A 21,219-nucleotide genomic window follows, 5' to 3' on the forward strand; every position below is an offset into this window, starting at 1 on the left:
AATGCACGACTCCTAAAATAAGTACTGCATACGAGCACTGATGCCCATACCTGAATCTTCATCACCTACCAGCGTAGAAGCACCGGCACCATCAACATCGCTGTAAATCAGGTTGCCCATAAATTTGATATCGCTGCTTAGGTAATATGATGTGCCTACTGTGTAAGTGGTTACGTCGGTACCTTGCTGTTTGCTGCTGGCGTTCATTTGTGACACACGTGCAACAAGCTCCCATGCATCTTTAATCCCTTTTGGTTGCACAAATAATGCTGAACCTGCTTTGTAACGGCGCTGCTCACCGCCTAAGAAATAACTTGCCGAAACATGAAAGCCATCAAAACGCTCTCCATCAAGTTCATTGCTGCTATCAACCGTATCGAGATAACGGCTGGCATATTCAGCCTCTAGAGTGAATGCATTCGCTTGGTAGGCAAATTCAAGACCGCTTTGCGACATGCTATCAAGCGCAGCCGTTTCACCACCGACCGCGTAATCCACTAAGCGAACATTGGTTTCACGCACTTCACCACGGGCAAAACGAGCGCTTAAATCATTACCACCCATATCACGATAAGAGTGCCAAGCACCTAAATGAATCACATCACCTGGTGCTGCACTAGACCACGTTAAGCGACCTGTTACAGCCAATGTCAGTTTGTCATCTTCGTCGTGGCCTGAGGCACCAAACGCATCGTTCTTGTAAACACCCACGGCATAACGTAAACCTGAGTCTTTAAAGTATTGATAAGCCGAGATACCCCAACGGAAGAAAGGTGAGAAAGAATTAGCAAGGGTGCTGCGCTCAATAGTATTAATATGTTTTGAACTGGTTAGTGCATTGAGCGACATATCTTCGCGGATTTTACCGGCTTTTACTTTTAAGCCGTTGTCGAATGCATAACGTACACGCGCTAACACGATTTCAGCCGTGCCTTCAGCAAATTCGAGTAGTAGTTTGTGATCCCACTTGCCATGTTCACTTTCAACATAAGTACGGATACGACGAGGGAAGAATTCACTCCCCCCTGTACCTTCATTATTGGCATTGTAGGCACCATCAAAGTAGTTGTAGTCAAGTTGAACGCGACCGCCAAACTCTAAGTTAAAGCTACTTGATGCTTTCAATGAGTCCACTTCTTTTTGAAGTGCGTCGAGTTGTTGCTGTAATTGTTCAGTGTCGCTTTGTGCGAATGCTGATGTACTTGCTAACGCCGCTACAAAGGCTAAAGCGAGCTGTGTGTTACTTGCTTTCATGAATTACTCCACACCAGATTATAATTATTTGTTGTCGTTGATCGGCCTACTGCAAATGGCGATCTGGTTTGGAGCATAGTGTTAACGATAGATTAACGAAATGTTTAGGGGGTAAGTTGCATTGATGGTGATAAATAGCTTTTTGTTCATAAAAGTCATGAACAAAAAGCACATTATTGGGGTTTAGTATAAATTCTAGGCAAATTAACTGCTTAAAGTCGTAAAACTAGCTAAAAGTCATCTCAGGAATGTCGCCAGAGACAATAAGCTTGCCCTGTGTCTTAGCAATAATCTCATCAACCGAGACACCCGGGGCACGCTCTAATAAATGAAATGCACCGTCTTTAATTTCTAAAAGTGCCAAATCGGTAATCACTTTATTGATACAACCAACACCTGTTAACGGCAAACTACATTCGGTCAGCAGTTTTGATTCGCCATGCTTGTTGGCATGGGTCATGGTACAAATAATGTTTTTAGCACCGGCGACTAAATCCATCGCACCGCCCATTCCTTTAACCAACTTTTTCGGGATCATCCAACTGGCAATATTGCCGTTTTGGTCCACTTCAAACGCACCCAGCACGGTTAAATCAACGTGGCCGCCGCGGATCATGGCAAAGCTTTCAGCAGAGCTAAAAATAGCCGCCCCCGTTGCAGCAGTGACCGTTTCTTTGCCTGCGTTGATCATATCGGCATCAACTTGGTCTGCACTTGGGTATGGCCCCATACCGAGTAAACCATTTTCAGATTGCAGCATCACTTCGATGCCATCAGGGACATAATTAGCGACCAAGGTTGGAATACCTATACCCAAGTTAACGTAGTAACCATCCTGTAGTTCCATCGCCACGCGTTTAGCGATTTGTTCTCGTGATAATGCCATCAGCGTGCTCCTTATTGATTCTCTTGCTTAGTGGTAACTTTCTCGATGCGCTTTTCAAATTCACCCTTAATCACCCGATCAATATAGATACCCGGCGTGTGAATTTGGCTTGGCTCCAGCTCTCCTGGCTCAACAATTTCTTCAACTTCAAGAACCGTAACTTTGCCTGCGGTTGCTGCCATCGGATTAAAGTTCATCGCCGTATGACGATAAATGCAGTTACCGTAGCGATCTGCTTTCCATGCTTTAACTATCGCAAAATCGCCAGTAATGCTTGGCTCTAATAAATAATCGCGACCATTAATATTGCGGGTTTCTTTACCGTCAGCTACCGGGGTCCCCACCCCTGTTGCGGTATAAAATGCAGGGATGCCCGCACCGCCAGCACGCATTTTTTCAGCTAAAGTGCCTTGCGGTGTTAGCTCAACTTCAAGTTCACCATTTAATAGCTGCTGCTCAAATAGTGCGTTTTCACCTACATAAGATGCAACCATCTTGCTGATCTGTTTGTCTTCAAGCAGCACACCTAAACCAAAACCATCAACGCCACAGTTATTCGATACCACAGTTAAATCACGGGTGCCTTGACGTTTAATTTGTGCAATCAGACCCTCAGGAATACCGCATAAACCAAAACCACCCGCTATCACTGTCATGCCATCTTCAAGGCCTGCCATCGCTTCGCTGTAACTTGTAACTACTTTATCAAAACCTGCCATTGGCTCCTCCTATTGTGCAGTCCAACCGCCATCAATGGCGATTGCTTGGGCGGTAATATTGCGTGCTGCATCGGCCATTAAAAAGCTAACGGTATGCAGGATCTCATCTAAACCGATAAATGCTTTTTTCGGCATTGGTGCCAGCATAATCGTGTCAATCACTTGTTGCTCTGAAATACCGTGTTCTTTTGCTTGTGAGGCAATTTGTTGCTCCACTAGCGGCGTTTTTACATACGCTGGGCACACAGTGTTAATAGTGATATTGGCATCGCCAGTTTCCAGTGCCATAGTTTTAGCAAAGCCGATTAAGCCATGCTTCGCAGCGATATAAGCTGACTTATATTTGGACGCCACCATGGCGTGGATTGAACCAATATTAATGATGCGACCAAAGTCTTGTTCACGCATTCGTGGTAGCACGGCTTTGGTCATCATCGCCGGGCCAACGAGCATAACTTGCTGTAAAAACTGCCACTTATCAGCCGGAAAATCTTCAAGCTTTGCAACGTGCTGAATACCCGCATTATTAATAAGCACATCAATCGGCTGATTAAGCTCATTGAAAAACTGCTCTATTGCATCACTATCTGCCACATTAAGTGCATACCCTTCGGCGCTACCACCTTGCTCAACAATACCTGCTGCCGCCTGTTTTGCAGCTTGCTGATTTAAATCAGTGACAATAATAGTGTGGCCTTGCATCGCTAGTTGCTGGGCAACATATAAACCAATACCACTGGCTGCACCAGTAATTAAAACTGTTTTGCTCATCGGGCTACTCCTCTAAAAACTCACTGATAAGCTGCGCTTTAGGGGCTATTGAGAAAATGCCATCAAGGTGTCCCCAGCCCCCTTCAATTTCTGAAATCTCAACGTCTTTACCTGCTGATTTCATGGTGTCAAACACGGTGCGCATGTTTTCAGGGCGAAGCAGTAAGTCGTTCGTTGCGGGTAGTAATAATGTTTTGGCAGATACATTTTTAAGTGCAGTTGTTAAATCGCTTTGCATGCCAGCGGTAAATAGTTGTGATGCCCGGACCAAATAAAGTACATGATTTGCATCTTGGGTTTTCGCACGCGCCATTGCACGTTGTGCTAGTACTTGGTTTAACTTAGGCAAGGTACGAATATCTTTTAACGCGCCTTCATCAAGCACGTTAAAGTCAGGGAAGCTCGCGTTATAAATAATTGGATGCATCGCATCTTGCGTAATATTAAGCATGGTTGCCGCTAAGCCATCTAACGGACGCTCTTTGCCGTAATAATTACCTTGCTGCCAGTTTTTATCTAAACGAATTGGTAACGCCCATTTTTCAAGTGCTGCGACTGTCCATGCATCCATCGTTGCAGCGCCAATCACATGAATTAAACGCTCAACTTTATCTGGGTAACGTGTTGCCCACTCAAGTGCTTGAAACGACCCCATTGATGCGCCCATCACAGCATGTAACTTAGTGATACCTAGGCTTTCAAGTAAACGCTTTTGCACATTCACAAAATCAGTAATCGTAACCACAGGAAAATCTAAACCATAAGGTTTGCCTGTTTTAGGATTAGTTGATGCAGGGCCTGTGGTGATTACATTTTCATCATGCCAGTTGGCATTCACTAACGTATCTGAACTAATCACATAATATTTATTCGTATCGATAGCTTTGCCTGGGCCGATAATCGCATCCCAATAACCCGGTAGGGCATCATCCGCTTTATATTTGCCTGCGGCATGAGAAGTGCCAGAGAAATAATGAGTAATTAAAATCACGTTATCTTTATTGGCGTTTAGTTTTCCGTAACTTTCCCAGCCAATATCCACTTGCTCCAAGGTCACGCCAGACACAGTGGTAAAATCCTTTGTCGTAAAATGCTGTTTTTCCACTAGCATGGTTTCGGCTTTGTTTTCGGCACCAAACGCAGTACTACTAAATACAACCAGCCATAGCAAAATTATTAATTTGGTTTTCATTGCTGTTCCTTAAAAGAAAATAAAGAGTCCAAGTGCCAATGCGACACCGATAAGCGGAACGACCGCAGTAAGTGCTGCCATTGACCAATACGCTCGTTGATGCGTTTCTTTACAGATAGCGCGTATTGTTGTCACTACATAGCCATTATGCGGCAAGGTATCGAGAGCTCCAGAACTAATTGCCACCACGCGGTGCAGCTGTTCAGGATTAACTCCCATATCTAAATAACCCGGTGCTACAAGTGGTAATGCAATAGCTTGCCCGCCAGAAGCAGAGCCCGTTAAACCAGCAATTACACTCACTGCCACTGCAGCGCCAACCAGCTCATTCCCAGGCATATGAGTCATCACATCTACTGCTGCGGTAAATGCCGGTGATACTTTCGCTACAGCTCCAAAACCAACCACTGCTGCAGTATTACCGATTGCCACTAAAGCGCCTGTTGTACCAACATTAATTGCATTTCCCATATCGTGAAAATGCTTGAAGTTGATAATCACAATACTCAATACGCCACCAAGCAAGGCTACAATAAGTGCTGTTTGCTGCAGTACATCATGTAGAGTAAATGATAAAAGTAACACCACGATTAGCGGGATCACACCAGTAATTGGGTGCGGACGACGACGCTCAATAATGACAGGATCATCATCACGAGCTTCAAAAGTTTCACCATTGGCAACGGCTTTTTTGATCATCTTGTTTAACCAAAAATAACCTACTGTTGCCATGAAAATGGCCACCACTAAGCTCACTTCCCATGCTGCATATGGCGACGTGCCAAGGTGCTTAACCGGGATCCAGTTTTGAATTTCTGGCGAGCCTGCCGAAGTCATGGTAAAGGTCACCGAGCCAAATGCCAGGGTTGCTGGAATAAAGCGGCGCGGTAAGTTTGCATCTTTAAACAAACTTAATGCCATTGGGTAAACAGAAAACGCAACAATAAAGACGCTCACGCCGCCGTAGGTTAAAACTGCACAGGCGATCACCACCGCAAGAACTGCGTGTTTCATACCTAGTTTGCCTACAATATAGCTCGCAACACTGTCTGCAGCACCGGTGTCTTCCATGAACTTACCGAATAAAGAACCCAGCAAGAACATAAAGAACCACGCACTTAAGAAACCAGCAAAGCCATCCATATAGGCGTTAATAAAGTTTGTATCTGCCGATACAGGGAAAATGGCCATGCCACTACTAAGTGCGACTAACAACGCACAGATTGGCGCGGCGATAAATAAATTTACCCCACGCAGCGTTAAAATGATCAGCAGTATTAAACCGCCTAACAGTCCTATCATGCTCAGCATAGACATTCCTATAATTATTGTTATTACACAGATGAGGTGACATCGGAATAATGCTATCAGTCTTACCTTAAGCGCCTAAAAAATACATAACACTAAGGTACTATCTGCTTTAAAAATAGCTTAATTGCTTGATAAATAAAGAGCTGTGGTGGGTATAGCACTATGGTACTAATTCAATTTTTGCAACTATCTTCTACATTAACTGACAGGTGACACGGGCAAACTTATTAAGTCTTCGGCAACATCAACGAGAGTGGCCATAAGACTAATGACAACAATAACAAGGAATACAACATGATAAAGCTTAACCCAAAAGTCGCGCCACTTACTCTGGCTGTATCACTTGCATTAGCAGGTGTCAGTGCTCAAGCGGCAGAACAAGCCGAACCTGCAGCAAAAAAAGGGGAACTAGAACGTATTCAGGTAACAGCGCGTAAAACCGTTGAAAACCTGCAAGAAGTTCCTGTTGCTGTAACTTCAGTTGGTGCTGAAGAGCTTGCAGAAAACGGTATCGTCGTTATGACCGAAGTTCAGCAGTTCTCGCCAAATACCACCTTGCAAGCAAGCCGTGGTACTAACTCTACAATTACTGCGTTTATTCGTGGTGTAGGTCAGCAAGACCCATTGTGGGGTTATGAGCCGGGTGTTGGTATCTATATTGATGATGTCTATCTTGCTCGCCCACAAGGTGCGGTGCTTGACCTTCTTGATGTGCAACAAATCGAAGTATTACGTGGTCCACAAGGTACGCTTTACGGTAAAAATACCATTGGTGGTGCAATTAAATACGTCACCAAAGAAATGAGCGGTGATGCAACTTTAAATATACAAGGCACTGTAGGTAGCTATAACCAAAAAGATTTAAAAATTACTGGTCAACTGCCAATTATTGACGAAAAACTCTATGTAGGTTTTGGTTTTGCAACACTTAATCGTGATGGTTTTGGTGAGTTTTTAACATCAGCTCTTGATAACCAAGACCGCGAAAACTACAACAAAGACGTTACCGCAGCTCGTGTTACTTTAGAATACACGCCTACTGATGACCTATTTTTCCGTTTTGCGTGGGATAAAACAGAAGATAAATCTAACGCGAAAGGTGGCTACCGCTTACTTCCTAGCCTACTAACAGATGCACCAGTTCCAGACAGTGTGTATGACTCATACACCAGCTTACCAACATGGAACAAAGTTGAACTAGAAGGCTACAGCTTAACTGCTCGTTGGGATATGACTGACAGCACGAGCATAAAATACATAGGCTCAAGCCGAGAGAGCTACTCACCAACTAATATCGACTTTGATAATACGTCGTTGCCGATTTTCGATGTACCCGCTATTTACGATGATGAACAAACTACTCACGAATTACAGCTAAACCATCAAGGTGATAACTACAAATTTGTATCTGGCCTTTACTATTACGATGGTGAATCATGTGGCCAGTTTGAGGCAATTTTAGGTATCTTAGGTCAAAGCTTAGGCGCTCCTGGCCTCACTCGTGAAGTTAGTGGTTGTAGTAACTCAAATAGTAAAGCTGCGTATATTCAAGGTAGCTATGACTTTAATGATCAATGGTCAATGACATTGGGTGCACGTTACACCAAAGACAAAAAAGAGGCGCTTGTTAACAACGGCCTAATTTTTGACATTGTATATCCAGAATCAGGTTGGATCCCTGGTTATACTCGCCCAGAAGGTCAACTCGTACCAACCGTACTAGATGATGAAGAAGAATGGTCACGCTTCACACCACGTGCTGGTGTTGAATATCAGTATTCAAACGACATCATGTTCTTTGCAAGTTATGCGCAAGGCTTTAAGTCAGGTACTTTCAACCCGCGAGCAACAACCGCAGAGCCTGCAGCAAAACCTGAAATCGTTGATTCATTCGAAATCGGTATGAAGAGTGAGTGGAATAATAACTTACGTGCGAACGTAACCTTGTTCACCCTTGATCATAAAGACCGTCAGTATATTTCGGTGTTACCGGGAGACAGTGCATCTGATCTAAACCAACGCTTAGGTAACATTGGTGAGTCAACATCAGATGGTATCGAACTTGAACTTAACTACGTAGCCACAGAATCACTAAGCTTTGATGCATCAATTGGCTATATAGACAGTAGCTTTGATAACGTAATTGATTACGACCCTGAAACAGGTGAGGCATTCGACAAATCAGATCGCTTCACAGTATCAAACACGCCAGATTTGACCTTCAATCTAGGTGCGACCTATCGCATGTACACAGAAATGGGTGATTTTGTAGTAAATGGTAACTACTACCACCGAGGCGACTACGCTCTATTCGAAGAAGATAGCCTACTCACTCAAGATGCTTACGGTATCTTTAACATGGGTATCACTTGGTACAGCACAGACGGTCACTGGACTGCTGGTCTTTACGGCAAAAACTTAACGGATGAAGAGTACATGATTGGTGGTTACCAATTCGTAGCACCTGATCCAACAGATCCAACTGATACGAGCAAATACACCCCTGGTTTAGGTGGTGATAATACGCTAATCGGTTACTACGGCGACCCTCGCACTGTTGCCTTCACTGTTGGTTACCGTTTCTAAAAAAGAACCTAAATCCTTGTGTGAGAAAGGTTTGTCTGAAACTTCCCTTCAGGCAAACCTTGTTTCAAAGCGCAAAATCACTTATAACATAACGCATTGGAGAATCGAGGGAATGTCTTTAGCTGTGAACACTATAATCGCCGATGATCACCCGTTATTTAGAAGTGCACTGCGTCAAGCCGCCGCGACATCAGTGCCCGAAGAACATATTAAAGAAACAAGTGACATTGATGGCTTGTTCGCACTATTAAATGCACATCCTGAAATTGAACTGATATTCTTAGACCTAACTATTCCAGGTGCAAATGGCCTGCAAGCCCTTTCGCAATTACGAAATCACTACCCAGATATCTTAGTGATTATGGTCTCTGCCAATGAAACCCCCGCCATAATCAAACAAGCCATGAGTCTTGGCGCTGCAGGCTATATTCCTAAATCATCATCACTGGATGTGATAAGCGAAGCAATTAGCCATGTATTAAATGGCGACACTTGGCTACCACCCGAAGTTGATTTAACCGATGTAGTGATAAACGACGAACAAAGCGAATTTGCTCGCAATCTTGAAAAGCTTACACCACAGCAATATCGCGTATTGGCGATGATTGCCGACGGTTTATTGAATAAACAAATCGCTTTTGAAATGTCGATTCAAGAAACTACTATCAAACAGCATGTTTCAGCGATTTTACGCAAGCTTAATGTTTATAACCGCACCCAAGCAGGCATTTTGTTTAATCAACTTTCACAGGTTGGCAAAATCGAAGAAAGCTAATTTAAGCTTTCACTCCCAGTTTTAATTTGAAATTCCCATAAATGGGAATTCCTAAACCAAGATACAAAATAAAAACTATAAATTTCAAAACGTTAAATATTGGCATACTCCTCGCTTTAGTGCTCACATCAAAACTATCTAAGTAAAAAGTAATAGATAAAAATGAACACTAAGGACAACATCGTGTACACAGCTTGCAAAAAACTAGCAAAAAAATTAATTCTTCCGACCATAACACTGCTATCAGCCAGTTTCTGCGCCTTTTCTGCACATGCAGATGAGCTTGACCAATGGGTGGTTGAGTTAATGCAAAAAAGAAATATTCCAGGGCTACAACTCGCCGTCGTTCGAGATAATAAAGTAACTAAAGTTGCCAGCTACGGAGTTGCAAATATTGAAGATAATATCGCCGTTGATGGCAACACTTTATTTGCCATTAATTCTGCAACAAAAGCTTTTGTTGGTGTGGCGCTGATGCAGCTTGTTGAGCAAAAGAAATTAGATCTTAATGCGCCTATTGGCACTTATCTGCCAGAATTGCCAACTGAGTGGCACGCTATATCAACCAGAGAGTTAATGAGCCATATATCAGGCTTACCTGACATAATAAAAGGTGAAGTTGCTGATTTAATCTCAGATCAAGGACCCGATGATGCATGGCAACTAGTTCAAACCAAGCCATTAGAATTCGAAACAGGCACTCGCTTTAAATACAACCAAACAAATTACGTTATTATTGGTAAGTTAATTAACAAACTATCGGGGATGCCATTTCAGCAATTTATCGAAAGAAACCAATTACAGCAGGCTGAAATGAGCAGAACACTTGAAGCGGGCTTTAATAACCTCAACAATGCTGTAAAGCACTCAGCAAGACGATACGAAAATCAAGGCGATGAACTGTTCAACTCAAGAGAAGCCATTTTTTCTGAAATGTTACAAACCGCCGCAGGCATGGCATCAACAGCAGCAGAATTGGCAAATTGGCTAATCGCTTTACAAACAAATCAATTTATTAGTGAAGACAGTATACAGCAAATGTGGACTCCGACTCGCCTAAAAAGCGGTCACACTCAAGGCTTCAATCAACGTTTAAACGGCTACAGTCTTGGCTGGCCTGTTATGGACCGAGAAGAGCATCCTGCATTAGCCGCTGTGGGTGGTAACAGGGCTGGTATCTTTGTTTACCCAGAAGATAATATGTCAATTGTGATCTTAACCAACTTAATGGGTGCAATGCCATCGCAATTTGTAGATGAAATTGCTGGCTTTTATATTCCAGAAATGAAACAAGAGAATGGCTTTGGCCTGCCCAAAAATATAAAACGCTTATGGCAAGTTCTTGAAGTACAAGGCTACGAAAATGCAATTGTGGCTGCGGATCAATTAAGTAAAGAAAAGAAGATTCAATTTGCTGAAAACGATATTAACTTATGGGGTTATTCGCTTATCAACCAAGACAAACTCAATGAAGCATTAGCGGTTTTTAAGCTTAACACACACCTTTACCCTAATAGTTATAATACCTTTGATAGCCTAGCAGAAGCGTACTGGTATCTCGGTAACCTTAAACAAGCAATAGCCAACTATAACCAAGTACTCAAGCTTAAACCTGATAACGCACATGCTAAAAAACAACTGGCTAAACTTGCAGAATTAACCCAGTAAACACTGCATTATAGTTTGTCCCACTTTTGATTTTATTAATCCCAAAAGTGGGAAAGCCCACCTAATCACAAAATTAAAAAACGATAAAAATCAATAAATTAAACCTTGGCACGTTCCTCGCTTTTGTGTTGCTAAACTTACAACGCAATGAAATATAGCCAATGGATTTAGACAGCACTCTAAAACGTAAACCTCAGCAATCAAAAGCTAAAAAATGGCTTATTGGTGCAGCTATTAGCGTGTCAGCGCTTGGCGCTATAATGGTTTATCAATGGGCGACACCCACAGTAGTTTCTGCAAGTCAATTGCAAATAGCAACCGTAGAACAAGCCGATTTTGTAGTAAAAATACGTGGCTTTGGCCGTTTAAAACCGAAGTATCAACGCTATTTAACCAATACTGACACCGCAATGGTCGAAGCTATCCACGTTTACCCCGGCACTATTGTTAACAAAAACACGGTGATTTTAAGCCTAGTAAACCCTCAGCAAGCGCAGCGTTTATCGGTCGCTCGGCTAGAACTCGCTCGCCAAAAAGCCAGTGTTAATGAGCAAAAAATTAACCAGCAAAGTGAGCTACTTGAACGCCAAGCGAATCTCGCCATTTTAAAAAGTGAGCTACAAAGCGCAGAGCTTAGAGTCGATGCCGAAAGTAAACTGATCGAACAAGGAATTGTTTCAAGCCTAGATTATAAACGAAGCATGCTAAACGTTGCACAGCTTACAGAGCGCGTAAGTATCGAGCAGCAACGCCTCGCTCAGCTCAAAGAAATGCACTTACAACGTAGCAAAATACAGCAAGAGCTATTAAGCCAATTTGAGCTTAATTATCAAGTTGAGCAACATGCTTTTGATCAGCTGCAAATAACGGCAGGTATCGATGGCATGCTACAAGAATTGAATGTTGAACTTGGTCAGAACCTAGTGCCGGGCACCCGCCTTGCTGTGGTTGGCTCAAACAAAGCACTAAAAGCAGAGCTGAGTGTGAAGCAAGCTGATGCCGAAAAAGTGGCACTCAATATGGCAGCAAAAGTAAACACCTTTAGCCAAGCAAGCCACGGTGAAGTTGATGCCAAAGTCACCCGAATTGACCCTATCGTTACCGATGGTCGGGTTATTATTGAACTTGATTTACAAGGCACACTGCCTGCCAATGCCCGCCCAGATTTAAGCATTGAAGGCTATGTTGTTAGCAACATTATTCCCGATGCGTTAACCATTAACGTGCCGCAAAAAGCGCAAGCACACAGCGAAGCCACGCTATTTAAACTTAATCCAAATACCCAGTTAGCAACGCCAACGAATATCGAATTTGGTACACTCAGTGACAATCAAATTCAACTTTTGAGCGGTGCCACCGTGGGCGAACAGCTGATCATTTCTGACCTTTCTAAATGGCAGCATTTGGCAACAATAAAAATCGAACAGGACAGCTTATGAAAACCAACACGCTTATCTCATTAAACAAAATCGCCAAAGTTTATCGCGGCCAAAATGTTGAAACCTATGCATTAAAAGATATCAGCCTGAATATTAACCAGGGTGACTATATTTGCATTAGCGGCCCATCTGGCTGTGGTAAATCGACGTTGCTGTCATTACTAGGCTTACTAGATAGCCCAACTGCTGGCGACTATTTCATTAAAGAAGTCGACACAAAAACCCTCGATATGGATCAGCAAGCTGAACTTAGAAACCTTCACATTGGTTTTATATTTCAGTCGTTTAACCTAATTGATGAATTATCGGTGTTTGACAACGTGGCACTGCCGCTCACTTACCGAGAGCCAGCCATGAGCCCGAGCGAAATAGAGCTTGCGGTAAAACAAGCCCTTGATGAAGTTGAAATGGGCCACCGTGCTCAGCATAAACCAAACCAATTATCTGGTGGTCAACAACAGCGTATTGCCATTGCCCGCGCATTGGCTGGCAAGCCAAGCATTTTATTGGTGGATGAGCCAACCGGTAACTTAGATTCAAAAAATGGTGATGCTGTCATGGACTTGCTCGATGAGCTAAATAAAAAAGGCACCACGATTTGTATGGTAACCCATGACTTACGTTATGCCGGGCGCGCTAAAACGCAACTTAAATTGTTAGATGGTGAAATTGTTTCCTACTCTGAAGCTCGCCAAGCACCTAGCAGCGACACTGCTGAGCAAGTTCTCGAAAGCGCCGAGGTGATGTAATGAAATTAACCAAAACACGCGCCCAATTAAGCTTAGCGTGGGCATCATTAATGAATGCACCGGGCTTTGTCACTGCGGTTATCGCAACGCTTGCTTTAACACTGGCCACCTTGTTTGTGGTGCTTAGCCTTGTTAACAGCTACTTTTTAAAGCCCCTTGATGTGTACGATGAAAGCCGCATGGTGGTGGTTGAGCAATCACTTACCTATGATGACTATGATGCTACTGGCTTTCAAAGCTATCAGTCGATGGTGCATTGGCTTAAGCATAATCAAAGCTTTGAACAAAGTATGATGATCAATGCAGGTGAGCAAATTTTTGCAAACCTCGATGGCGAACCGAAAGAGCCGGTGCTGTATGTTGGCGGCAACTATTTTGACTTATTAAACACGCCATTTTTAATGGGACAAGGTTTTGACCTTGGAGAAACACTAGAAACTCCTGATGACCGGGTTGTTATATCTGCTAACTTCTGGCGCAAACATTACAACAGCGACCCGAACATTATTGGTAAAACACTCTCAGTCATGGCTGGTGAAACCGATTATGTTCACCGTATCGTCGGTGTTGTTGATGACTCATTCAGCCCACCTTACATGTTTAAAGCAAGTGATGTTGAAGTGTGGTTTCCATCCAGTGCTGACCGCCGTTTCTTTCACAATGACGATTGGCAAAGCCCATGGACAAACACGTTCAAAAACCTAAAACTAATTGCTGTTTTAAAGCCTGGGGTCACCATAGATCAAGTTAAAGTCGATTTAAAACAGCAAATTGATACGGTTAAATCAGAATGGCTAAACAACGGGGGGATCACCGATGTAAAACCTGAAGTAACCCCTTATCGTGACGTTGAGCTGGGTAATAACGATGACTTAAGCTTGATGATGTTAGCCGGTGCGGTAGGGCTACTGATTATTGCAGTACTTAATGTAAGCACTTTGTTCTTCTCACGCGCTCTTGCTCAACATAAAACCCTCGCCTTGCAGGCGGTGTTAGGTGCAAAACGCAGCACGCTATTTAAAAGTATCTTTTTACAATCACTGATTTTAATGACCTTATCGGTAAGCATTGCGCTGTTTTTATCGGTATGGGGCATACGTTTATTTAAAGTATTGGCAGAAGGGCGTTTACCACTGGTGAATAGCTTAGCCGTTGATACCACGTTAGTTATTGTTGCCATTATACTGTGTATTGCTCTTGCTTATATTTTCTCTGTAATTACAGCACGTTTGGTAAATTACAAAACCCTAAATACGCAAATGCAAAACAGTGGTAAGGGCGGTGTTTCGCAGGTATCTGGCCGCACAGTGCGTATTTTAATTGGCTCACAAATGTTTGTTGCCGCGCTGCTTGTAAGTTTTTCTGTGATGGTAGTCAGTAAAGCCATGGGCACGATTAACCGCCCACTCGGTAGTGATACCGAAAACCTATATTTTGCCAACCTGTTCCAGCCAAATAATCAAATGTCATTGGCTGAACGCTACGAACACATGCTGCAATACAAGCAGGTTTTGCTTGATAGCCAAGGTATTGATGATGTTGCCCTAGGTCACAGCCCTGTTTCGCAAAGACAAAACGCCAACACCTTGACTGATGTAAACGGTAAAAGCTCAGTTTTCTTCCCTAGTCAGTGGGTAGGGCCTGATTACTTTGCTTTAGTTAATACCAAAATTCTCGCCGGCCGCACCTTTACTGAACAAGCAATACGAGGTGAAACCAACGAGATACTGGTATCAGTCAGCGTGGCAGAGAACTTATTACCAGGCCAAGACTATAGAAATATTATCGGCAAGAGCTACCAAGGCTTAGAAGAAAAGATGTATGAAGTGGTGGGTGTAACCGAAGATTTTAATCACCCTAAATACTACGATGAATCGTTTGGTCGTCACATTTGGTGGCCTGCAACACCGTATAGCTACATGTTTACTATCAAAGCTTCTGAAGGCGTTAAGCTGACTAATAAACAAATACTTAATACGCTAAAAGAAAAGAACAGCGACTTAACCATGTGGCAGTTTAATGACCTGCAACAAGAGTACGACAATTTACTGTATATGAGCCGACTGACAGTGGTTCTGTGTAGTACCTTAGCGCTATTTACTCTATTATTAGCAGCAATCGGTATTTTTGGGGTACTGAGCTACAACCTCGGTCTACGCCGTTATGAGTTTGGTATTCGTATGGCATTAGGTGCGAAAAAAGCGCGCTTATTCAAGCTGATGAGTGTTGAAGCTATTATCCCTGTGCTCATTGGCTTTGCGGTTGCTCTCGCCGCGGTAATGGTGGGTTTTTACATGTTACAAGGACAGCTAATGTCATGGCTGATACTTGATGTAAGACTGCAATTACTCGCTTGGAGTATTACCTTATGTATTGCGCTATTCGCTTGCTTTAGACCTTTGGTTTTACTGCTTAAAGCAAAACCTATGGCCGCACTACGTAACGATTAACAGCACAAAATGGTGGCTTAAATTTAAGCCACCTCAACAGGATAATAAGAAAACATCATGGACAAAATCTTAGTCATAGACGATCAAGCTGATGTACGTCTGGCTGCTACTGTTGCATTACAACAACTGGGCTTACATTGCCTTGAGGCCGAAGGCCCTGAACATGCCCTTGAGTTATTAAAATCAGAGCACATTAGCCTGATTTTGCTCGATATGAACTACAAGCTCGACACCACCTCAGGTGAAGAAGGGTTACGCTTTTTAAAGCAACTAAATCAATTAGGATCGACCATACCTGTCATTGTGATGACCGCTTGGGCTAGCATTGATGTTGCCGTTAAAGCCATGCAATTAGGGGCTGTCGACTTTGTTGAAAAGCCATGGAATAACTTACGCTTAACCGCCGTTGTGCAACAACAACTCAAGCTCAAGCAAAGTAATCACGACAACGCGTGCTTAAAGGCGCTTACCAGTGACACACAAGCACATTACATAGCTAAATCAGAAATCATGCAACTGTTGCTTGCCAAAGCTGAGCGCGCAGCAAAAACCGATGCCAGCATTTTAATTACCGGCGAAAATGGTACAGGCAAAAGCTTATTAGCACATTATATTCATAAGCATTCTCTCAGATGTGATAAACGCTATGTAAGCGTGAATATTGGCGCTATTGCGCCAACGCTATTCGAAAGTGAATTATTTGGCCATAAAAAAGGCTCTTTTACTGATGCCAAAGAAGACCGCTTAGGGCGTTTTGAAATTGCCGAAGGCGGCACCTTATTTTTAGACGAAATTGCGACTTTAAGCCTTGAGCTGCAAAGTAAAATGCTCCGCGTGCTAGAAAGCAAAGAGTTTGAAGTGCTAGGCTCAAGCCAAACCAAAACCGCCGATGTTCGCATTATTTCTGCCACCAATAGTGAATTAGCTACGGCAATTGAGCAGGGTGAGTTCCGCCGTGACTTATTATTTAGACTCAATACCATTGAACTGCACATTCCACCGCTTCGCGACAGAAAAGACGACATCGCCCCCTTGGCAGAACACTTATTATTGGTGCATGGTAAAAAATACCAACGTGCAAATATGGCGCTAAGTCCTGATGCTCTAAACGCGCTAAAAAACTACAGCTGGCCTGGTAATATTCGTGAGCTAAGCCACTGCATTGAACGCGCGGTGATCATGAGCGATAACAACAATATTCAAGCCAATGACCTCATTTTAGATCAACCAAGTTGCGAGCAAACGAATAGTAATGCTGAACAAGCCTTGCCACTATTGCCCCTTGAAGAGCTTGAGAAACAAATGATTCAAAAAGCGCTGCTGCAATTTAATGGTAATGTTATCGCCGCAGGAGAATTTTTAGGATTAAGTAAATCGGCGATTTATCGTCGCATTGATAAACATCAGCTCGATTTAAAAGAAGTAGAACGCTAAATGAGTAGCAAGTTGTCGTTAGAGCAGCGTATTCGACGCTATTTTTTTATGGTTATAGCGGTGCTATTTACGCTTGGTATTGCCCTTTCGCTCAGCTTAAAACTAGATTGGTTTGCCAGTATTAGCCTATTATTGCCGTTTATCGGGATAAGCGCTTTTGCTTTAATTAAAAGCTACCGCGTGATCATCGATGTGATTGAACGCTTTGGTCTGCAACTAGATGCACTGGCAAATGACGAAAGTAATAGTTGGCATTTAGCGTCTTATCAAAGTGGACGAGTCGCAGCGCTTAAGCAAGATTTTGCCAAGCTCAGCAATAAAATAGCCAAAAATAAGCGCCATTATATGCAAACAGAAGAGTTTGTGTTTGAGTTTGCCAGCATGCTGGACTTACCCATCGTTATACTAGACCCCCATGGCTTGATTTACTTTAGTAATAAGGCGTTTAAAAACAGTATTATCCATCGCCAGATTGAAGGTAAATCGGCCAGCGACTTAGGCATTGCCCTGCATGATGGCGAATGGCAACAAAACAACGACTCACTGTTTAAACAACGCTTTCAAATCTCATCGCAGACTTTTTGGCGGACCGGCAGAAACTTTGAATTACTGACCTTCTTTTCAATTGAGCAACAGCTTCGCGATAATGAACAACTTGTTTGGCAACGGTTAATTCGAGTGTTAAATCATGAAGTGCGTAACTCACTCACGCCGATTTATTCAATGAGTCAATCATTGCAAACCCTTAAGCGCCAAGGACAAATTAGCAGTCACGATGATCTCGCCCAAGATATGCTGCAAGTTATAGAAAAACGCGCTCAGCACTTGCTTGATTTTGTAGCCAGTTACAGTGCGTTTGCCAAGCTACCCCCCGCACAAAAACAGACAATCAGTAGCGAGCAACTAAACACACGTTTAAGCGCTATATTTCCTGAACTAGTGATAAATAGCAGTGAAGAATTATATGTTGATGCCGACTTAGGCCAGCTAGAACAAGCATTGATCAACCTGATAAAAAATGCCTTTGAAGCAGGCAGCAATTCAGCCCCTAGCCTCACTTGGTCAAGGCAAGGTGATAGCTTAAATATTGCAATTAGCGACCAAGGTTGTGGCATTCAAAACCCTGATAACTTGTTCGTGCCATTTTACTCAACCAAAGCAAATGGCACAGGTATAGGGCTTGTGATCACCCGAGAACTTGTGCGCAACCAAGGTTTTGAGTTATCGATAAACTCAAAACCCCAGCAAGGCACAGAAGCTAACATCACCGTACCTACTTAAGCAACAAAAAGGTTAGTACTTTAAACAAAAACAACAGATTGTTGCGCTTATAAAAAAACCACGCTATGTTTATTTTTTAAACTACGGAAGGTCATAAAAATGAAAAACGCCATAAAACCCATCGTATTAGCAACATCACTTATTCTAGTTACAGCCTGTAATTCAACGGCCCCTATTAATAAAACAGCAACGACAGCTATTAACCAAGAAAAATTTAGCCAATTTCATCAGTACGATGAAAAATCAAATATCACCCTTGAGTACACTGACTACGGACAAATATTAAATGCCTCAGTGATTGATTTAGGCATGTCAGACCGCTATCGCATTTCACAAAACACAACCAAAATTGGCACCCGGTTGTCGTCGAACCCAAAACCGTCGACTGCAACAGAAGCAAACCGCTTTTATTATGATTCGTACAAAAAGAATCCTCAGATGAAGCAAGACTTGCAAATAGTGCAAGAAAATATGGCCGACCTGCCAAACAAAATTAATTTAAGTAACTTACCAAAATCAGAGTTACTCGCTTACTGGCTCAACCTCTATAACGTGACGGTACTCAATGAATTAGTGCAGCAGTACCCTGTTAAAAACCTGACCAAGTTATTAAACGAAGAACCAAGTTTTTTTGATAAGCCACGCTTTAACTTTAATGGTAACCAGTATTCATTAAACGATATTGAGTACAACATTGTTGCACCGCTATTTAACAATGACCCGCTATTAATATATGGCTACTACCGTGGCTACATTGGCAGCCCAAACTTGCTTGACCACCCATATACAGCAAAAAATGTGTTTACCGCCCTGACCACCAATGCAGTGCAATTTGTAAATTCAAACCGCGGTAGTGTGATAGGTAACCATAGCACTCGAGTTTCTTCTTTATACCTTGAAAAGAAAAACTATTTTCCTAACTTTGAAGAAGATTTAGCTGACCACCTTCAATCGTTAGTAATTCAAGAGCCAGATAAAGACCAAGTTGTGCAAAACCTCTCTTTTAGTATCGATAACTACGATATTACCGACATTCTAGGTAGCGATGTTGAATATGGTGGAGGTAACGCGACTGTCGCCGATCCGAGTATAGTAGCAGAGGGCTTCGATACTAATTTTGTTACTTATGGTGAAAGCTTAACCAAAGAAGTCGGCCATGTAAGCCCGTTACGCCGCGAGATTTTGCAAAAAATCACGCAAAAATACTATGAAGCAAATACTCGCGTTGAAATAAAAGACTTACCAACTAAAGAGTCTGAAGATAAATAATATAAACCTAAAGCGGCTCGCTATGAGCCGCTTTAATCCCCCTGAAATACCCAACTAAAACACTTAGCAAAACCGCAATAGCCAACTTTAAGTCTTGTTTTTTCTGTGTTAATTACCTGGATATTGCCAATTTAAAGTAAAAGTAATATGTTTATTTTCTGTACTAAGGAAGGTGGTAAAAATGAAAAGCGCTATAAAGACCATCGCATTAACAACATCACTAATTTTAGTTACGGCCTGTAATTCAACGGCTCCTATTAATAAAACAGCCATCACAGCAATTAACCAAGAAAAATTTAGCCAATTTCATCAGTATGATGCAAACTCAAACATTACTCTTGATTACGCTGGCTATGGGCAAATATTAAGTGCTTCGGTCATTGATTTAGGCATGTCTGACCGCTACCGCATCACCTCACACACCACGACGATTGGTACACATTTATCATCCAACCCTAAACCTTCAACAGCAACAGAAGCAAACCGCTTTTATTATGATTCATATAAAGACAATCCTAAAATGAGGCAAGCCTTGCAGGTCATACAAAAAAATATGGCCGACCTGCCAAATAAGATTAACTTGAGTAACTTGCCAAAGTCTGAACTGCTAGCTTACTGGTTCAATCTTTATAACGTGACGGTACTCAATGAGTTAGTCCAGCAGTACCCAGTAAAAAACTTATCTAAGCTAATAAACGAAGAGCCAAGTTTTTTTGATAAGCCACACTTTAACTTTAACGGTAACCAGTATTCATTAAACGATATAGAGTACAACATTGTTGCACCGCTATTTAACAATGACCCGCTATTAATATATGGCTATTACCGTGGTTATATTGGTAGCCCAAATTTACTTAACTACCCATATACAGCGAAAAATGTATTTACCGCCCTGACTAACAATGCAGTGCAATTTGTAAATTCAAATCGAGGCAGTGTTATTGATACTCATAGCACACGTGTTTCTTCGTTATACCTTGAAAAGAAAAACTATTTCCCTAACTTTGAAGAAGACTTAGCTGACCATCTTCAATCATTAGTTATTCAAGAACCAGATAAAGACCAAGTTGTGCAAAACCTCTCTTTTAGTATCGATAATTACGATATTACCGATATTTTAGGTACCGATGTTGCTTATGGTGGAGGTAATGCAGTTGTTGTCGATCCTAGTATTGTGGCACTGGGCTGGGATAAAACATTTACGACCTATGGTAACCACTTAACTAAAGCTGGCACCGTAAGCCCGTTACGCCGCGAGATTTTGCAAAAAATCACGCAAAAATACTATGAAGCAAATACTCGCGTTGAAATAAAAGACTTACCAACTAAAGAGTCTGAAGATAAATAATATAAACCTAAAGCGGCTCGCCGTGGGCCGCTTAGACTCACCTCTTCCTACGAGACCTACCTATAAATATTTAATTTTTATTTGGCT

Annotated in this window: 16 protein-coding genes; 10 read left to right on the forward strand and 6 right to left on the reverse strand. The window is 42.4% G+C overall.

Translation table 11 applies throughout. The annotated features are described in order from the left end of the window. Nucleotides 1–12 precede the first annotated feature (12 nt). The 6 genes from J3455_RS16290 to J3455_RS16315 all read right to left on the reverse strand — a co-directional run bounded on the left by J3455_RS16290 (nucleotide 13) and on the right by J3455_RS16315 (nucleotide 6,133). The gene (locus tag J3455_RS16290; RefSeq protein ID WP_178926384.1) at nucleotides 13–1,254 is read right to left on the reverse strand and encodes an OprO/OprP family phosphate-selective porin; all 1,242 of its coding nucleotides are present in this window, start codon (nucleotides 1,252–1,254) and stop codon (nucleotides 13–15) included. A gap of 226 nt (nucleotides 1,255–1,480) precedes the next feature. Beyond that, on the reverse strand, nucleotides 1,481–2,140 hold the full coding sequence (locus tag J3455_RS16295) for a 3-oxoacid CoA-transferase subunit B (protein WP_130050233.1): 660 nt from the start codon (nucleotides 2,138–2,140) through the stop codon (nucleotides 1,481–1,483). A gap of 11 nt (nucleotides 2,141–2,151) precedes the next feature. Next, complete coding sequence (locus J3455_RS16300) at nucleotides 2,152–2,859, reverse strand: CoA transferase subunit A (protein ID WP_130050232.1); 708 nt, start codon at nucleotides 2,857–2,859, stop codon at nucleotides 2,152–2,154. A 9-nt stretch (nucleotides 2,860–2,868) separates the two neighbouring features. Next, complete coding sequence (locus J3455_RS16305; RefSeq protein ID WP_130050231.1) at nucleotides 2,869–3,630, reverse strand: 3-hydroxybutyrate dehydrogenase; 762 nt, start codon at nucleotides 3,628–3,630, stop codon at nucleotides 2,869–2,871. A 4-nt stretch (nucleotides 3,631–3,634) separates the two neighbouring features. Next, nucleotides 3,635–4,822: an E22 family MetX-like putative esterase gene (locus J3455_RS16310; RefSeq protein ID WP_349562043.1), complete on the reverse strand. Its 1,188-nt coding sequence runs from the start codon at nucleotides 4,820–4,822 to the stop codon at nucleotides 3,635–3,637. A 9-nt stretch (nucleotides 4,823–4,831) separates the two neighbouring features. Then, nucleotides 4,832–6,133 (reverse strand): GntP family permease, encoded by a 1,302-nt coding sequence (locus J3455_RS16315; protein WP_130050229.1) that lies wholly within the window; start codon nucleotides 6,131–6,133, stop codon nucleotides 4,832–4,834. 294 nt (nucleotides 6,134–6,427) lie between these two features. On the opposite strand from J3455_RS16315, the gene J3455_RS16320 reads away from it, so the two are divergent. The 10 genes from J3455_RS16320 to J3455_RS16365 all read left to right on the forward strand — a co-directional run bounded on the left by J3455_RS16320 (nucleotide 6,428) and on the right by J3455_RS16365 (nucleotide 21,132). Continuing rightward, a complete protein-coding gene (locus J3455_RS16320; protein ID WP_130050228.1) occupies nucleotides 6,428–8,719 on the forward strand; it encodes a TonB-dependent receptor in 2,292 nt (763 codons plus the stop codon). A gap of 112 nt (nucleotides 8,720–8,831) precedes the next feature. Continuing rightward, nucleotides 8,832–9,494, forward strand: coding sequence for a response regulator transcription factor (locus J3455_RS16325; RefSeq protein ID WP_130050227.1), 663 nt, complete (start codon nucleotides 8,832–8,834; stop codon nucleotides 9,492–9,494). A gap of 162 nt (nucleotides 9,495–9,656) precedes the next feature. Further along, nucleotides 9,657–11,162 carry a serine hydrolase domain-containing protein gene (locus J3455_RS16330; RefSeq protein WP_286260125.1) on the forward strand — a complete coding sequence of 502 codons (1,506 nt, stop codon included), beginning with the start codon at nucleotides 9,657–9,659 and terminating at the stop codon, nucleotides 11,160–11,162. A 161-nt stretch (nucleotides 11,163–11,323) separates the two neighbouring features. Beyond that, nucleotides 11,324–12,601, forward strand: a complete 1,278-nt coding sequence (locus tag J3455_RS16335) for an efflux RND transporter periplasmic adaptor subunit (protein ID WP_178926386.1) — start codon at nucleotides 11,324–11,326, stop codon at nucleotides 12,599–12,601. Beyond that, nucleotides 12,598–13,350, forward strand: coding sequence for an ABC transporter ATP-binding protein (locus J3455_RS16340; RefSeq protein WP_130050224.1), 753 nt, complete (start codon nucleotides 12,598–12,600; stop codon nucleotides 13,348–13,350). Before J3455_RS16335 ends, J3455_RS16340 begins: the two co-directional genes overlap by 4 nt. Beyond that, complete coding sequence (locus J3455_RS16345) at nucleotides 13,350–15,800, forward strand: ABC transporter permease (RefSeq protein WP_167658252.1); 2,451 nt, start codon at nucleotides 13,350–13,352, stop codon at nucleotides 15,798–15,800. Before J3455_RS16340 ends, J3455_RS16345 begins: the two co-directional genes overlap by 1 nt. 57 nt (nucleotides 15,801–15,857) lie before the next feature. Next, nucleotides 15,858–17,234 carry a sigma-54-dependent transcriptional regulator gene (locus J3455_RS16350; protein ID WP_167658253.1) on the forward strand — a complete coding sequence of 459 codons (1,377 nt, stop codon included), beginning with the start codon at nucleotides 15,858–15,860 and terminating at the stop codon, nucleotides 17,232–17,234. Further along, complete coding sequence (locus J3455_RS16355) at nucleotides 17,235–18,515, forward strand: sensor histidine kinase (RefSeq protein WP_130050221.1); 1,281 nt, start codon at nucleotides 17,235–17,237, stop codon at nucleotides 18,513–18,515. It abuts the gene before it with no gap. Between the two features lie 99 nt (nucleotides 18,516–18,614). Next, nucleotides 18,615–19,784, forward strand: coding sequence for a DUF547 domain-containing protein (locus tag J3455_RS16360; RefSeq protein WP_349562044.1), 1,170 nt, complete (start codon nucleotides 18,615–18,617; stop codon nucleotides 19,782–19,784). Nucleotides 19,785–19,965: 181 nt separating this feature from the next. Continuing rightward, nucleotides 19,966–21,132: a DUF547 domain-containing protein gene (locus J3455_RS16365; protein ID WP_349562045.1), complete on the forward strand. Its 1,167-nt coding sequence runs from the start codon at nucleotides 19,966–19,968 to the stop codon at nucleotides 21,130–21,132. Nucleotides 21,133–21,219 lie beyond the last annotated feature (87 nt).

It is taken from the genome of Pseudoalteromonas sp. NFXS39 (assembly GCF_040148775.1).
Taxonomy (GTDB): Bacteria; Pseudomonadota; Gammaproteobacteria; order Enterobacterales; family Alteromonadaceae; genus Pseudoalteromonas; species Pseudoalteromonas apostichopi.

Excerpts from the sequence above, each read along its gene's own strand:
- J3455_RS16350 (WP_167658253.1), top strand. The coding sequence starts at position 15,858 with ATGGACAAAATCTTAGTCATAGACGATCAAGCTGATGTACGTCTGGCT.
- J3455_RS16305 (WP_130050231.1), bottom strand. The coding sequence starts at position 3,630 with ATGAGCAAAACAGTTTTAATTACTGGTGCAGCCAGTGGTATTGGTTTA.
- J3455_RS16295 (WP_130050233.1), bottom strand. The coding sequence starts at position 2,140 with ATGGCATTATCACGAGAACAAATCGCTAAACGCGTGGCGATGGAACTA.
- J3455_RS16325 (WP_130050227.1), top strand. The coding sequence starts at position 8,832 with ATGTCTTTAGCTGTGAACACTATAATCGCCGATGATCACCCGTTATTT.
- J3455_RS16345 (WP_167658252.1), top strand. The coding sequence starts at position 13,350 with ATGAAATTAACCAAAACACGCGCCCAATTAAGCTTAGCGTGGGCATCA.
- J3455_RS16340 (WP_130050224.1), top strand. The coding sequence starts at position 12,598 with ATGAAAACCAACACGCTTATCTCATTAAACAAAATCGCCAAAGTTTAT.
- J3455_RS16290 (WP_178926384.1), bottom strand. The coding sequence starts at position 1,254 with ATGAAAGCAAGTAACACACAGCTCGCTTTAGCCTTTGTAGCGGCGTTA.
- J3455_RS16315 (WP_130050229.1), bottom strand. The coding sequence starts at position 6,133 with ATGCTGAGCATGATAGGACTGTTAGGCGGTTTAATACTGCTGATCATT.
- J3455_RS16360 (WP_349562044.1), top strand. The coding sequence starts at position 18,615 with ATGAAAAACGCCATAAAACCCATCGTATTAGCAACATCACTTATTCTA.
- J3455_RS16310 (WP_349562043.1), bottom strand. The coding sequence starts at position 4,822 with ATGAAAACCAAATTAATAATTTTGCTATGGCTGGTTGTATTTAGTAGT.
- J3455_RS16365 (WP_349562045.1), top strand. The coding sequence starts at position 19,966 with ATGAAAAGCGCTATAAAGACCATCGCATTAACAACATCACTAATTTTA.
- J3455_RS16355 (WP_130050221.1), top strand. The coding sequence starts at position 17,235 with ATGAGTAGCAAGTTGTCGTTAGAGCAGCGTATTCGACGCTATTTTTTT.
- J3455_RS16330 (WP_286260125.1), top strand. The coding sequence starts at position 9,657 with ATGAACACTAAGGACAACATCGTGTACACAGCTTGCAAAAAACTAGCA.
- J3455_RS16320 (WP_130050228.1), top strand. The coding sequence starts at position 6,428 with ATGATAAAGCTTAACCCAAAAGTCGCGCCACTTACTCTGGCTGTATCA.
- J3455_RS16300 (WP_130050232.1), bottom strand. The coding sequence starts at position 2,859 with ATGGCAGGTTTTGATAAAGTAGTTACAAGTTACAGCGAAGCGATGGCA.
- J3455_RS16335 (WP_178926386.1), top strand. The coding sequence starts at position 11,324 with ATGGATTTAGACAGCACTCTAAAACGTAAACCTCAGCAATCAAAAGCT.